12 protein-coding genes are annotated in these 14,241 nt (G+C 39.4%); 6 read left to right on the top strand and 6 right to left on the bottom strand.

The genetic code is table 11. The annotated features are described in order from the left end of the window. From I8751_RS01770 to I8751_RS01780, 3 genes are all read left to right on the top strand, one after another. Window positions 1–2,082, top strand: coding sequence for a dynamin family protein (locus I8751_RS01770; RefSeq protein WP_214437447.1), 2,082 nt, complete (start codon window positions 1–3; stop codon window positions 2,080–2,082). Between the two features lie 77 nt (window positions 2,083–2,159). Beyond that, the gene (locus I8751_RS01775; RefSeq protein WP_214437448.1) at window positions 2,160–4,400 is read left to right on the top strand and encodes a dynamin family protein; all 2,241 of its coding nucleotides are present in this window, start codon (window positions 2,160–2,162) and stop codon (window positions 4,398–4,400) included. 140 nt (window positions 4,401–4,540) lie between these two features. After that, the gene (locus tag I8751_RS01780; RefSeq protein WP_214437449.1) at window positions 4,541–5,224 is read left to right on the top strand and encodes a DUF305 domain-containing protein; all 684 of its coding nucleotides are present in this window, start codon (window positions 4,541–4,543) and stop codon (window positions 5,222–5,224) included. Between the two features lie 127 nt (window positions 5,225–5,351). Here the strand turns inward: I8751_RS01780 and I8751_RS01785 are convergent, their stop codons facing one another. The 3 genes from I8751_RS01785 to I8751_RS01795 all read right to left on the bottom strand — a co-directional run bounded on the left by I8751_RS01785 (window position 5,352) and on the right by I8751_RS01795 (window position 6,363). After that, window positions 5,352–5,618, bottom strand: coding sequence for a hypothetical protein (locus I8751_RS01785; protein ID WP_214437450.1), 267 nt, complete (start codon window positions 5,616–5,618; stop codon window positions 5,352–5,354). A 260-nt stretch (window positions 5,619–5,878) separates the two neighbouring features. After that, entirely contained in the window at window positions 5,879–6,130 is a 252-nt protein-coding gene (locus I8751_RS01790; protein WP_214437451.1) for a hypothetical protein, read from the bottom strand. 2 nt (window positions 6,131–6,132) lie between these two features. Further along, window positions 6,133–6,363, bottom strand: a complete 231-nt coding sequence (locus I8751_RS01795) for a hypothetical protein (protein ID WP_214437452.1) — start codon at window positions 6,361–6,363, stop codon at window positions 6,133–6,135. A 453-nt stretch (window positions 6,364–6,816) separates the two neighbouring features. On the opposite strand from I8751_RS01795, the gene I8751_RS01800 reads away from it, so the two are divergent. Together I8751_RS01800 and I8751_RS01805 are read left to right on the top strand one after the other, a co-directional pair. Next, the gene (locus I8751_RS01800; RefSeq protein WP_214437453.1) at window positions 6,817–8,406 is read left to right on the top strand and encodes a B12-binding domain-containing radical SAM protein; all 1,590 of its coding nucleotides are present in this window, start codon (window positions 6,817–6,819) and stop codon (window positions 8,404–8,406) included. A gap of 30 nt (window positions 8,407–8,436) precedes the next feature. Further along, window positions 8,437–9,465 (top strand): VOC family protein, encoded by a 1,029-nt coding sequence (locus tag I8751_RS01805; RefSeq protein WP_214437454.1) that lies wholly within the window; start codon window positions 8,437–8,439, stop codon window positions 9,463–9,465. 43 nt (window positions 9,466–9,508) lie between these two features. Here the strand turns inward: I8751_RS01805 and I8751_RS01810 are convergent, their stop codons facing one another. Together I8751_RS01810 and dapF are read right to left on the bottom strand one after the other, a co-directional pair. Continuing rightward, the gene (locus I8751_RS01810) at window positions 9,509–10,327 is read right to left on the bottom strand and encodes an aspartyl/asparaginyl beta-hydroxylase domain-containing protein (RefSeq protein ID WP_214437455.1); all 819 of its coding nucleotides are present in this window, start codon (window positions 10,325–10,327) and stop codon (window positions 9,509–9,511) included. 192 nt (window positions 10,328–10,519) lie between these two features. Then, a complete protein-coding gene (gene dapF / locus I8751_RS01815; RefSeq protein ID WP_214437456.1) occupies window positions 10,520–11,368 on the bottom strand; it encodes a diaminopimelate epimerase in 849 nt (282 codons plus the stop codon). 189 nt (window positions 11,369–11,557) lie between these two features. Here dapF and I8751_RS01820 point away from each other — a divergent pair, with 189 nt between their 5' ends. Beyond that, the gene (locus I8751_RS01820) at window positions 11,558–11,776 is read left to right on the top strand and encodes an Hfq-related RNA-binding protein (protein WP_214437457.1); all 219 of its coding nucleotides are present in this window, start codon (window positions 11,558–11,560) and stop codon (window positions 11,774–11,776) included. Window positions 11,777–11,790: 14 nt separating this feature from the next. Here the strand turns inward: I8751_RS01820 and I8751_RS01825 are convergent, their stop codons facing one another. After that, window positions 11,791–14,124 (bottom strand): cation:proton antiporter domain-containing protein, encoded by a 2,334-nt coding sequence (locus I8751_RS01825; RefSeq protein WP_214437458.1) that lies wholly within the window; start codon window positions 14,122–14,124, stop codon window positions 11,791–11,793. Between the last annotated feature and the right edge of the window lie 117 nt (window positions 14,125–14,241).

Here is a 14,241-nt window from a genome sequence, read left to right on the forward strand (position 1 = left end):
ATGACCGATCAAGTAACGTCTGATAAATTTCTGCAAGATTTAGAACGTGTTTCTCAAGTACGTTCAGATATCTCTTTATGTTTAAATCAACTGGCAGAAACAATCAATCAAGCTGAATTAACTGGAGATTATTCATCGGGAAAACTCAGCCTAGAGCGAGATATTGAAGATATTGTCATAGCTAGTAAAAACCTCAAAAAAGGTGTATTTAGACTTTTGGTTTTAGGCGATATGAAACGAGGGAAAAGTACGTTTCTCAATGCCTTAATTGGAGAAAATTTATTACCAAGCGATGTTAATCCCTGTACCGCTGTTTTAACAATTTTACGCTATGGTGCTGAAAAAACAGTCACCATACATTTTAATGATGGTAAAAGTCCACAAAAACTAGATTTTCAAAGCTTTAAATATAAATACACGATTGATCCGACTGAAGCCAAAAAATTAGAACAAGAAAAAAAACAAGCATTTCCTGATGTTGATTATGCAGTAGTTGAGTATCCTTTATCACTGTTAGAAAAAGGAATTGAAATTGTCGATAGTCCAGGCTTAAATGATACAGAAGCACGTAACGAATTATCGTTAGGTTATGTCAATAATTGCCATGCAATTCTATTTGTGATGAGAGCCTCACAACCATGTACTTTGGGTGAGCGCCGCTACTTAGAAAATTATATCAAAGGTCGGGGACTGACAGTTTTTTTCTTAATTAATGCCTGGGATCAGGTGCGAGAATCATTGATTGATCCTGACGATGTAGATGAGTTAGCATCTGCTGAAGATAGACTACGCCAAGTATTCAGCGCTAATTTAGCAGAATATTGTTATGTAGATGGTCAGAATATTTATGACGAACGCGTGTTTGAACTTTCGTCAATTCAAGCACTAAGAAGGCGGTTAAAAAATCCTCAAGCTGACTTAACGGGAACCGGCTTTCCTGCGTTTATGGGAGCGCTGAATATTTTCCTCACCAGAGAACGCGCGATCGCAGAACTCCGCCAAGCCAGAACTTTAGCCAGACAAGCTGTCAATCATATCCGTGAAGCAGTCGCAAGACGCATACCATTACTTGATCAAAATGTAGATGAATTAAAAAAACGGATTGATTCAGTAGAACCAGAGTTTAATAAACTTACAGGTATTCGAGATCAATTTCAAAAAGAAATTATCAATACAAGAGACACACAATCTAGAGCAGTTTCTGAATCTTTTCGTAGCTATGTTTTAAATTTAGGTAATACTTTTGAAACTGATTTTTTACGCTATCAGCCAGAATTAAATCTGTTTGATTTCCTCAGTAGTGGTAAACGAGATGCATTTAATGCTGCACTACAAAAAGCCTTTGAGCAATACATCACTGATAAATTTGCTGCTTGGACTTTAACTGCTGAAAAAGATATCAATTCAGCTTTTAAACAACTTTCTCATAGTGCTGTGCAGTATGGTACATCTTATAGTCAAGTAACAGATCAAATCACAGAAAAGCTTACTGGACAAAAAGTCCAAGTCAACGCCACCGCTACCACAGAAGATAGTAACTCTCCTGGATGGGCAAAATGGGCAATGGGATTATTATCTTTGTCGAAAGGAAACTTAGCCGGCGTAGCACTAGCCGGCGCTGGATTTGATTGGAAAAATATTTTATTAAATTACTTTACTGTCATTGGTGTTGGCGGGATAATTACAGCAGTAACAGGCGTTTTTCTGGGGCCAATTGGGTTTGCTCTCTTAGGCTTGGGAGTAGGATTTTTGCAAGCAGATCAAGCTCGTAAAGAGTTAGTAAAAACTGCCAAAAAAGAGCTAGTGAAATATCTACCACAAGTAGCACATGAACAATCACAGACTGTATATGATGCAGTGAAAGAGTGTTTTGACTCTTACGAAAGAGAAGTAAATAAACGGATTAACGATGATATTGTATCTCGTAAATCTGAGCTAGATAATTTAGTCAAGCAAAAAGAAACCAGAGAAATTAATCGTGAGAGCGAGTTCAAACGGTTGAAAAGCTTACAGGAAGATGTCATAGCTCAATTACAAAAAATTGAGGCGGCGTATAGCAACCTATTAGCTTACTATAGTTAAATTAAACAACTAAAATCATAGATAAATGCAGATCGTGGATCTGCATTTATCTATGGTATTAAATATAATATAAAAATATGTCACAAATTGAAAATTATAAAAATTTAGCAGTATCTCTCAAATTCGCGTCTAATTTACTAGACTTAAACAGTACATCACAACTACATCAAAATGTAATTTCCATTTGTAATTATCTAATTAATCCTAACTTTCGGATTGCGGTTTTTGGCCCCTTTAATCATGGCAAGTCTACCTTGCTAAATGCCATGTTAGGAAATCGCACGTTACCCATTGATTTAATTCCCACAACAGGCGCGGCGATTACTGTTAAATATGGTTCTGATGTGCGGACTCGGATCATGTTGATAGATGGGACAGAAGTCTACCGCAGTGGAACGGAAATTTTACAACAATTTGCTATTTTGGATGGTAATAGACAGATGCGAAAAGATGTCGCATCTGTGGAAGTTTTTTGTCCCCATCCTTTTTTGGAAACTGGTGTAGAATTTGTTGATTTACCAGGAACCAATGACAGAGAAGAACAAGATAATTTAGTTAAGGAACAACTTTTAGGTGTAGATTTAGTAGTTCAGTTACTAGATGCACGGAAGTTGATGACTTTGGGTGAACGAGAAAATTTGCGCGATTGGCTTTTAGATCGTGGGATTAAAACAGTTATTTTTGTAGCTAATTTTATTAATTTACTTGAACCAGACGAGCAAAAGCAAGTTCAAAATCGTTTATTGTTTGTTGCAGAAAGTTTTCGAGCAAAATTACCTCCAGGATTTAGTAATTTATATCGCGTTGATGCTTTACCTGCATTAAGAGCCAGATTAAAAGGTGATGTCACTGCTGCAACGAGTAGTGGTTTAGTCGCTTTTGAAGCAGCTTTGCAAAATACTGTAGGCATTTTACAACAAAATCGTGGCGATGTACGCTTGCCCAGAGTCGAGGCGATCGCTGCTCAAATTCAACAATCATTAAAAGCTAAAATTGATCCGATATTAAGTGAAATAAAATCTTTTGATGAAAAAGAAAATTCTAAAATTGAAATTAAGCAAAAAGCTGCTAATTTAATTAACCAAGGCTTCACTAATAGCAGTAGAGAAATACGTGAGTGGCTATCTTTACCCAATTTACTGGCAAAATATCAAGCTGATGCCGCAGTAGCATTGGCAGAAAATAACTTTAAGTCTTGGCAAACAAATATTTTAAAAAAAGACCTCACAGAATTACAACTGGGTGTAGTGAAATGGCTTTATCAAGCTTATAGTTTTTTCCAAGCACAACGACCAGAAGATTTATCAATTTCTTTTCCTAGTGAACCACAGGTAACATTACCTCCCAGACCCGGCAATAGCGATGATTTGAGCGAACCTGGTTCCATAGCTGTTGGGGGTGGTATTGGTTGGTTATTGGGTGGCCCTGTAGGAGCCGCTGTTGTAGGTAGTATTTCTTATTTATTAAACAAAAATATTCAACAACAAGATGAAAAAGTAGCAAATGAATCTTATCATCAACAAGTTGCCAAAGTTTGTATAGCAGCGATTGAAGATTATTTTTCTGACTTTAGTGAGCAAGGGTTGTCAATACTTGCAGGTTATGAGCATAAAGCTACAAAAATTATTTACTTTCAAGTTAGCCAAGAACCATTAGAAGTTAGCCAAAAGCGTGAACAATTACAGCAATTAACAAATAGTTTTAATCAGTTGCAACGAGAATTAGAAACAGCGAAAATTTCTTTAAACTATCAACTTTATCCAGAAATCCTCAAACGCAGCAACACTAAACGAGAGTATTTTCCTCAACCAGAAAAAGTTTCGACTTATTCAACTAAAAATCCTCGTGAACAGCAACGACAAGAAAATCGCACAAAAAATAACCACACAAACGTAGAACCTCCACGTCAGCAAGTTTCTCCACCTCCGCCACCTCCAAAAGCTTCACCTTCTGCACGTCCAGCAGAAGTGGAGGCGAAATTTCGTAATTGGGAACTTGATGAAGAAATAGCACAGATGAAAGCCGAAATGCGTTCTCCTGGTTTTAATACTGCTAAACAGCAACAAACAAATCAAACCAAAACAGCACCAAAACAACCCAAAACGCAGGTAGAAAAAGATAAATTTGCTCGCGCATATAACATTTTAGGATTACCAATAAATGCTTCTTTGGCTGAAGTTAAACAAGCTTATCGAAATTTAGTCAAAAAATGGCATCCAGATTTATTTATTAGTAAGTCACAACAGCAAAAACAAGCACAAGATAAAATGCACTTAATTAATGAAGCTTACACGATATTATCGGAAAAATATAATTGATTAGTAGTCATTTTTTATACTGGCGATCGCTTCCTTTCTTCAGCAAGTAAAGACTCTCTAATTAATGTGTTAGAAACATTTCATCCTGATTTCATTTCTAAACGTAAATATAGAATTAGGTAACTGTTTAGATAATACTTATGCAACTCCTGTCTTTGAGAAATGGCTTTTTGGCGTTGACCTTGATAATGGGTAGCTTACTCACAGCCTGTTCTGGTAATGCTTCTTCAAATCAAAGCCAAGTTTCAAATGCACCCACTACCAACACCAGCGACAAGCAGCAGATGAAACATGGTAATGGCATGAATCACAACATGGCAATGGATTTAGGCCCAGCTGATGCTGATTTTGATCTACGCTTTATTGATGCTATGACACCCCACCATCAAGGGGCACTAGAAATGGCTAAAGAAACGCAGCAAAAATCAAAACGTCCTGAAATCAAAAAGCTAGCAGACGATATTATTAAATCGCAAAATCAAGAAATTACTCAAATGCAGCAGTGGCGAAAAGCTTGGTATCCTGATGCAGGAGATAAACCAATGGCTTATAGCGCTCAAATGGGTCATACAATGGCAATGTCGTCTGATCAAATGAAAGCCATGATGATGAGCATGGATTTAGGCGCAGCTGATGCTAATTTTGATCTACGTTTTATCAATGCCATGATTCCTCATCATCAAGGGGCTGTATTTATGGCACAAAATGCTTTAAGTAAATCTAAACGCCCAGAAATCAAGCAATTAGCCCAAAAAATTATCAATGCCCAAGATGCAGAAATTAACCAAATGAAGCAGTGGCGTAAAACTTGGTATAACCAGTGAGCTTAACTATAGTGTGTTCTTGATTAGATTTCTGGCAAAAGTCCACCGATAAAGGCTGATAAAAATGTGCAAATAGTCATATCTATTTGCACATTGCTGTAAAGTCAACTAGTAATTGTCAAATAATTTAGACTATCCAGAATATTAAATTAATAGTCAATCTGGAAAAGTCAAGGGTAAAAAGACTATTGTCATATATACCGAAAGGGCCATTAGATGTAGATGATGTGTTGTTTATCCCATCGTGAACAGTGGTTAAATCAAGCTCTGAGTTACCACCCCACAAATGCTGAAAACAACTATCTAATGTAACGTCTATTGGTGCTGAAATTAGGTCATGCAAAAACGGCTTTGCATCAACAGGATGTAAGTCGAAAATTGCTATTTTAGCCATTGTGTTAATTTCTAGGTCAGGTTATGAACAGCTTTACTACTGTCGTGGAGCAGAATTGTCGCCAAATAAGTTAAAAAAATGATGTACTTCGCTCTCATTCATTAAAGCGAGATCTGATGATCATCCGCTTTTGAAATTTTAAGCATCGACAGTGGACACTAAGACTTTTCTCGCGTCAACCAATTATAGGTTTAGGTTTTGGGATTGACCCTTACACGAATAAATTCAGTTGCTCTGTATCCAGTTAAGTCGGAAGGATTTTATCCTTTCCACCCATAAGGATAAGCCCAAATATAAACTTGGTCTGAATTGTCTACAGAGTGGTAGTTATTATCGTGGGTACTGTATGCACCAAAAGTCTGAGTTTCTACACGATTGATGCCGTCATGAATAGTCATGATCTCAGCATAAAGATAACCACCCAATACAGTCTCTGTTTGCGTTGGAGCCAAATCATGTATAAATGTTTTTAGCTCATTTGAATGAAAGTCACAAATTAGTATTTTAGTCATGATTATGCCCAAATGGAAACTTTATCTGAATTGTCTACAGAGTTATAGTTATTATCGTGGTTGCTGCCTATACCAAAAAATTGAGTTTCTTTACGATTTATGCCGTCATGGATACTCAATACACGAGCATAAGGAAAACCACCCAATACACTTTTTGCTGGCGCTGGAGCCAAATCATGCAGAAATGTTTCTACATCACTAAAATGAAAGTCACAAATTAGTATCCTCGCCATAATTATGTCCAAATAAATCCTTATTTGTTTGACTCCTAAATTCTACTTTAGCAATTGAAATATCAACAGACTATATATTAAGTTTTCATGTAGAAACTTGTATATTTATAGACATAATTAAATGATTTTAGTCTCTCTTAAAAAATTATTTATATCCTAAAATTTCTCTGAATTATCATCTAAAAATTATACTTTAATAGATGTTCATAAAAGTATTCGATGACTGAAGCCGCTGCTATAACAACGAAATCTGCAAAGCTTTGGTAAACTTTGTTTAACCCTAGACTATAAGTCTGAGGGCGCTTTAAGACTTTTGCAATAGGTGTAATGTAAAACTAGGGCACTAAATTTTAATAATTTGAGTCAATCAGCGTGTATCTTGCTCTCCAGCAAATGTTATGTTGTATACACCATTCCGTCTCACGAGTGGATGCAGTTTTTGGAGGTTTTTTGATGAACGTTTTGCTCCTGTATCCCCTTTTTCCAAAAAGTTTTTGGTCGTTTGAGAAGACGTTGGCATTGCTAGATCGCAAAGCTATGCTGCCACCACTGGGATTGGTGACGGTTGCTGCTATTTTGCCCCAGGAATGGAAATTTAAATTAGTTGATCGCAACGTGCGTGATGTTACCCAAGCTGAATGGGACTGGGCAGATTTGATGATTTTATCTGCCATGATTGTGCAAAAGGAAGATTTATTAGAGCAAATCCAAGAGGCGAAACGCCGGGGTAAAAGGGTAGCAGTGGGTGGCCCTTACGCAACTGCATTACCTCACGAGGTGACGGATGTAGGGGCAGATTATTTGATTTTGGATGAAGGTGAGATAACTTTACCTTTATTTATTGAAGCGATCGCACGGGGCGATCAATCTGGAACTTTCCGCGCCAATGGTGAAAAACCGGATGTTACCCATACGCCGATTCCTCGGTTTGACTTGTTGGAATTTGATGCCTATGCGGAAATGTCGGTACAGTTTTCGCGGGGATGTCCCTTCCAGTGCGAGTTCTGCGATATTATTGTGCTTTATGGTCGCAAGCCGCGCACGAAAGCACCAGAACAATTGCTTAAAGAACTTGATTATCTTTACGAATTGGGTTGGCGACGCAGTATTTTCATGGTGGATGACAATTTCATCGGTAATAAACGTAACGTCAAACTCTTTCTAAAAGAACTCAAACCTTGGATGGTAGAACACCAATATCCATTTTCCTTTGCTACAGAAGCTTCAGTCGATTTAGCAAACGACCAAGAATTAATGGATTTGATGGTGCAGTGCAATTTTGGGGCTGTCTTTTTGGGTATTGAAACGCCAGATGAAGCCAGTTTGACCCTGACCCAAAAACACCAAAATACTAGGGATTCTCTAAGTGAAGCAGTAAATGCGATCGCCAGATCAGGCTTACGGGTGATGGCAGGATTCATTATTGGCTTCGATGGCGAGAAGGCGGGTGCAGGTGCAAGAATTGTGCAATTTGTGGAACAAACATCAATTCCTACGGCGCTGTTCAGTATGTTGCAAGCATTGCCTGATACAGCCCTCTGGCATCGCTTAGAAAAGGAAGGGCGACTTCGTACTAAGTCAGCCAACATCAACCAAACCACGTTGATGAATTACGTACCAACTCGTCCCTTAGAGGAAATTGCCAGTGAGTATGTCGATGCATTTTGGCAATTATACGACCCAGCAAAATTCTTAGATCGTGCCTATCGCCACTACCGAATTTTGGGTGAGGCGACTTATCCCAAGAAAGGTAAAGGTGCAAAGAAACCGATTAATTGGGTAACAATTCGTGCTTTATTAACCATCTGCTGGCGACAAGGTGTTGTTCGTAAAACCCGCTGGCAGTTTTGGCGGAATTTGGGGTTGATGTATCGCTATAATCCCGGTGGCTTAAGTAGCTATTTAGCAGTTTGCGCCCAAATTGAGCATTTTGTGGAGTATCGCGAAATTGTTAAACGGGAGATTAATGAACAAGTAGCCCAGTTTCTCGCAGAGGAAGCGAAAAACAAAATAGAAAAACAAGCAGAAGCGGTAGTTGTTTAGCAGCTGATATTCAGCGGGTTTTATATTTCTATGAATCAGGGTGAAGAAACTGCGATCGCGGGTATCTACGAAGTCTGTATTGGTATCCCAGATCCTATTTTTGCGATTCAATATTGGGAGCAATTTGGCTATCGCATTGGTCAAGTTGGTGAATTACCCGCTGATGTTGCTCATCAATTATATGGGGTGAATTCCTGTTTACGTTCAATTCGTCTCTACCATCAAAATGCAGATCATGGTTTGATTAGGTTGATGGTTTGGCAAAATCCCACTAATCAAGGATTGGGATTAGCATCAATGAAAGTTAAAGGAAACCGCTGGTCTACCACCTTAACTGCCGATTTGTTAGCGGTTTTAAATCATGCAGAAGATGCAAAAGCCGCGGGTTGGGCTATTAAATACAGTTACCCTTATTGGGAAGTTATATACAACAAAGAAAGAAAAAGCCGACCTTTTACAGATTCGGCGGTTGGAGTGCGGGAAATGTTGTTACTCCAACCTTTAACTCGCCAAGTTTTATTTCAACGGTTTGGTTATGCACTTCCCCATTATGGGGAAATTAATCACACTGCTGCTTTCAAGACTAGTCAGTTTACCCATATAGGGATTATTGTTCAAGATGACAGCAAAGAAAGCCTGAAATTTTATGAAGATGTTTTGGGTTTGCTGCGTGTGCGTGATGATGTCGAAACTAGTTATGAATCTTCCCCAGCAGGCCGAGATCTTTTTGACCTCAAACCTGGTGAAAAATTTATTGTTACTACCTTTGATGACCCCCGTTCTTCCAAGTCTGACTTGATGGCTGCACGTAGTGGTAGACTTTATGTCATTCGGTTTCCTGATGCCATTAACTTAGAATCTCAAATGGAAGCATCGCAACCGGGTAGCTTGGGAATGTCACTTTATACCTACCGCGTGCGCGGATTACAGACTTACTGCGATCGCATCAAGGAAAGTCAGGCACACAATTTTACAAACATCATTGAAAATGAGTTTAGAGAAAAGAGTTTTTCTTTTGTTGCACCAGATGGTTATTTCTGGAATTTAGTAGAAGGCTAAAAGTTTTCTATTTTTTGTTTGAACGTTTGAAAAATATTGATGTTTATGCTACTTGGTTGAATTTAGCTTCTAAGGCTTTATCCCACTCTAACTGATGAGCTAGACCATACTTGATAAAATCTTCTACTTGAGCTTTATCGCTTTTACCAAAAACACCTAAACTGTAAGGATTATCTTGCATCCGTTGTGTGACTTGTTCTTTTTCAAATTTTATTACTTCATCTCTAGGCTTATCTGGTTTAAAAAAATCTACAACCAAAACGGTTCTATCATAATTGGTGTAATTATGTGGACAGTGTGGATAGCTATGATCTAAAACCATGAATTTTCCTTCATGCCAATAAAGTTGCTCATGGCATATTTTCATAGCCACATCTCCCTCTGGCACGATTAATCCTAAATAACCACGATTTGTATGAGGGTTATAGTTCACATGCAGCTTGATATCCAAGCCTGGATAAAATGTACCAAAATACACGTTTCTAATAACACCATCATTGATATGATTCACTTCTTTGATTACCCTAGCCAGATTAGGGAAATATTTTTCTCTTAAGATAAGTGCTTTTTTGGATGCATCATCTTGCTCATAATCAGGGTATCTGATTTGATGCAATTGAATATATTCTTCAATAAATATTCCTTGAAATAAAATACCAAAAGCACTGTATTTTGCATTGCCCTTGGTTTTAATTGTTTTACTTTTAGGGCCCAAAATATCGTAGGTAAATTTTAGTTCTTCATTAGATGCATGATTAATAAAGCTTGTAAATTCATCTCTAATCACTTGCCAGTTATCTTGAAAGCTTTTGAGAAAAGGAAATTGTTTGGGGTCGAGATGATACTCATTAAAACTTGTCATTATCTTTTCTCCTGAATAAAAAATATTGATTTTGGAAGAAAGAGTTGATAAAAATAGCTTAAGATATGTTATCTTTGATGTTCCCTGTTCCCTGTTATACGATCGCACTGCAAAAAAAACTTGCTCAACCTGGAAACTGAAATTTTGACAAATGCGATCGCAAATTAGTTATTAAGTTTTAATGAAAAGTCCTCAACTGGACGTGATATTACCAGTGAATACTCGCTGGGCTGGACCAGTCATGTAAATCCTTTGGTCTACTTCTGACCATTCAATTAGTAAGGGGCCACCAGGTAATTCTACAGTTGCTGTGCGATCGCATTTTCCAGTCAACACACCAGCTACTAAAGAAGCACAAGCACCAGTTCCACAAGCTAATGTAATTCCAGCGCCTCGTTCCCACACCCGCATTTTTAGGTAATCGCGACGCACCACTTGAATAAATTCAGTATTTGTGCGTTGGGGAAAACTTGGGTGATGTTCAAACTGAGGGCCTATACTTTCCAAAGGAATTGCTGCCACATCTTCCACAAAGGTAATACAGTGGGGATTTCCCATACTGACACAGGTAACTTCCCATCTTTTTCCCGCTACTTCTAAAGGTTGATTAATTACTTTTTCTTCAGCGGGTGCAATGGTAGTGGGAATTTCCCCAGCCAGCAGTCTGGGTAAACCCATATCTACCTTGACTTGGCCATCAGCCATCAATTGGGGCGTAATCGTACCAGCCAGAGTATGAATGTGATATAAGTCCTTATTTCGAGATTCGCCCTCTAAATCTGCCAAAAACCCAGCTAAACAGCGAATGCCATTACCACACATTTCTGGCTCTGAACCATCAGAGTTAAAAATTCGCATGGTATAGTCAGTGCCATTTTCTCCAGGTAGAGCAAAAATCACACCATCAGCACCGATACCAAAGTGGCGATCGCACAACTTGACTGCTTGCTCTGGAGTCAGTACTGGCATGGATGACGAACGATTGTCAATTAAAATGAAGTCGTTTCCTAAACCGTGATACTTAGTAAATTCGATTGCCATTTTCTCTATGATGAATTATCAATGATTAGGGAATTGAGCATTGAGCATTGGGAATGGGGCATTGGGAAGAAGGGGAAAGGGGAAGGGTTAAAGGGTTTGTTTCTTCATCCTTTACCCTTTAACCTTTTCCCCCCTCTTCTTGCTCCCCTGCTCCCTAACCCCTAATTTATACATACATCATTACCAAAAATGCATACCACTGAATTTGATACGACACTACCTAGTATCCGGCAACTGCAAAACCTGATTAAACAAGCAGCAGTGATAGAGTTCAAACTAGTAACAGGCGATCTGCTAACAGGTAAGGTTTCATGGCAAGATCCAAATTGTGTGTGTATTCTAGATGCAAACAATCAGCAAACGACGATTTGGAAACAAGCGATCGCTTACTTCCAGCCTAAGAGTTAGTCCTTGAACTGATCTTAATGTTTATCCGTAGGCATAAAATCTTTAAGGGGTTGTGGTTCACTAGCTTTCACTTTTGGCGTTGATAGAGGCACTTTGTTGGTGGCAGCAAACAATGGTTGTAGTTGATTTAAACTTGGCAAGTTACCGCATAACAGCACTTGGTCATTAGTTCGTATATCCATTTTGTTGTCAGGAAAGCGGATAAATTTACCATCTCGCCGCATCGCCTGCACTTTTACCTCAGATTCCTCGTGGATATTTAAATCTGCAAGGGTTTTACCGAGTACTGGAGAATCAGAATTAACTGTAATCCACTGACAAGCACTATTTTCTCCAGGAACAGCCACCTGTCCTTTTGTGAATACTTCCAAAGCAGCTATTTCCTCGGTTGCTCCTACCACCAAAAGGCGATCGCCCTCTTCTAATTTAGTTTGGGCGTTGGGATAATCTATTTCTTCGCCGCTAGAACGACGAATTGCCATCAAACTTACCCCTGTTAAGTAGCGTATATCCGCTTCTTCTAAGCTCATGCCAATCAGGGGAGAAGCCGGTGGCAGGGAATACCAACGGCGATTAAGATCACGGGTTGCTTGCCGTAAATCACGGGAAACCTCTGATGCAGAACGCTCCGGGCGTAAATCTAAATAATGATCATTGCGAATTTGCTGCATTTCTTGTTGCACCACTACTGGCGACAAGCCTAAGCCAGTTAACAGATAAGTTGCCATTTCAATGCTGGCTTCAAATTCTGGCTGTACAACTTCCCTAGCTCCCAATTGATAAAGCACTTCAATATTTTTATCTTGGGTAGCACGAACAACCAAATCTAATTCTGGGTGTAATTCTAAAGCCCGTTTCAAGCAAAGACGGATGCTCATTGGGTCAGGAAGGGTAATGGCCATACCTCTGGCGTAATTTACTCCAGCTGTTTCGAGAACGTGGAAACTCACACTGTTGCCATAAACATAAGGTACACCTGCCTCACGCAACTGCTGAATTCTCCTTTCTGATTGATCGATAACGACCACAGGTAAATCATGTTGTAGCAACAACCGCACCAAATTTCTGCCGACTCGCCCATAGCCGCAGACTACTATATGATCTTTCGATGGTAAATCTTCCGATACATCCCGTGCTTGACCTTCTCCAGCTAAATATGGTTTTAGCCAAGGCATTGATTCAGCAAGGTTAAATAAAAATGGTACTAACCGCAGCACAAAGGGGGTAATTATCAGTGTGACTGCTGTGGTTCCCAAAATTAGTAAATATATTCTTCGGGACACTAATCCCAGAACTTGCCCTTCACTGGCAAGAACAAAGGAAAATTCCCCAATTTGAGCTAGTCCTAAACCAGCGATTAAAGCTGTTTTCAAAGGATAGCGAAACAGCATTACCAAGGGCGTGATAATTAAAAATTTTCCTACGAAAACTATAGCCACTAGCCCTAAAATCAATTCCAGGTTGTTCCACAAAAATACTGGATCAATTAACATGCCAATGGCGGCAAAAAATAAACTAGCAAAAATATCTCGCAGCGGCTCTACATAAGTTAGAGTTTGGTCAGCATACTCCACTTCCGAAATCATCAAACCGGCAACAAACGCCCCCATCTCAATCGACAGCCCCAAATATTCAGTTAGGAGGGCAATGCCTAAACACAGCGTTACTACACCCAGTAAAAATAATTCTCGGCTTTCGGTGCGGGCTAGTAGTCGCAACAAACGGGGTATGACCCAAATGCCTGCGGCTACTGCACCTGCGGCAAATAAACCAATCCGTAGTAGCGCTGTCAGCACTGCTATGCCAATAGTTTCGGCTGGTTGGTTGAGGGCTGGCAATACTGCGATCATCAGCCCCAAAGCCAAGTCCTGCACTACCAAAATGCCTAACATGACTTGCCCGTGGGGAGTTTCGGTTTCGTTGCGTTCTATCAAACATTTCAGAACAACTGCTGTAGAAGACAAGGACAAAATTGACCCCAAAAATACGCCCTTCGCTGGTAAGGCTCCCCAGGCTCCTGTCAGCCCACATACTAAAACCGTGATCGAAATCGTCAGGGCAATTTGTAGCCCGCCTCCTCCCAGAGCGATCGCTTTTACTTTTTTCAGTTCTGCAAAGGAAAATTCCACTCCCAAAGCAAACAATAGAAAGGCGACCCCAAACTGAGCCAGAGTTTCTACTTGAATCACTTCTTTAATCAGCCCCAGTCCGGCTGGGCCGACAATCATCCCACCTATGAGATACCCCAGCAGCACAGGTTGTCGTAACAGCGATGCCAACAGCCCACCACAGGCGGCAACGGCGAGAACTGAAACTAAGTCAACGATTAGCCTAAAATCTTCTTGCACAAGTTTTTTAAAAGAACTATTGAGACCTCATAAACTCAGCATACAAAGTTTTATCTATCTGGGGGTGGGTTGTTGGTTAAGGGACTGCAAAATTTCCATGTAGCAGTTGATAAACCT

It is taken from the genome of Atlanticothrix silvestris CENA357, from assembly GCF_016056295.1.
GTDB classification, from domain to species: Bacteria; Cyanobacteriota; Cyanobacteriia; order Cyanobacteriales; family Nostocaceae; genus Atlanticothrix; species Atlanticothrix silvestris.

Coding starts and splice junctions, on each gene's coding strand:
- I8751_RS01770 (WP_214437447.1), top strand. CDS start 1: ATGACCGATCAAGTAACGTCTGATAAATTTCTGCAAGATTTAGAACGT.
- I8751_RS01775 (WP_214437448.1), top strand. CDS start 2,160: ATGTCACAAATTGAAAATTATAAAAATTTAGCAGTATCTCTCAAATTC.
- I8751_RS01780 (WP_214437449.1), top strand. CDS start 4,541: ATGCAACTCCTGTCTTTGAGAAATGGCTTTTTGGCGTTGACCTTGATA.
- I8751_RS01785 (WP_214437450.1), bottom strand. CDS start 5,618: ATGGCTAAAATAGCAATTTTCGACTTACATCCTGTTGATGCAAAGCCG.
- I8751_RS01790 (WP_214437451.1), bottom strand. CDS start 6,130: ATGACTAAAATACTAATTTGTGACTTTCATTCAAATGAGCTAAAAACA.
- I8751_RS01795 (WP_214437452.1), bottom strand. CDS start 6,363: ATGGCGAGGATACTAATTTGTGACTTTCATTTTAGTGATGTAGAAACA.
- I8751_RS01800 (WP_214437453.1), top strand. CDS start 6,817: ATGAACGTTTTGCTCCTGTATCCCCTTTTTCCAAAAAGTTTTTGGTCG.
- I8751_RS01805 (WP_214437454.1), top strand. CDS start 8,437: ATGAATCAGGGTGAAGAAACTGCGATCGCGGGTATCTACGAAGTCTGT.
- I8751_RS01810 (WP_214437455.1), bottom strand. CDS start 10,327: ATGACAAGTTTTAATGAGTATCATCTCGACCCCAAACAATTTCCTTTT.
- dapF (WP_214437456.1), bottom strand. CDS start 11,368: ATGGCAATCGAATTTACTAAGTATCACGGTTTAGGAAACGACTTCATT.
- I8751_RS01820 (WP_214437457.1), top strand. CDS start 11,558: ATGCATACCACTGAATTTGATACGACACTACCTAGTATCCGGCAACTG.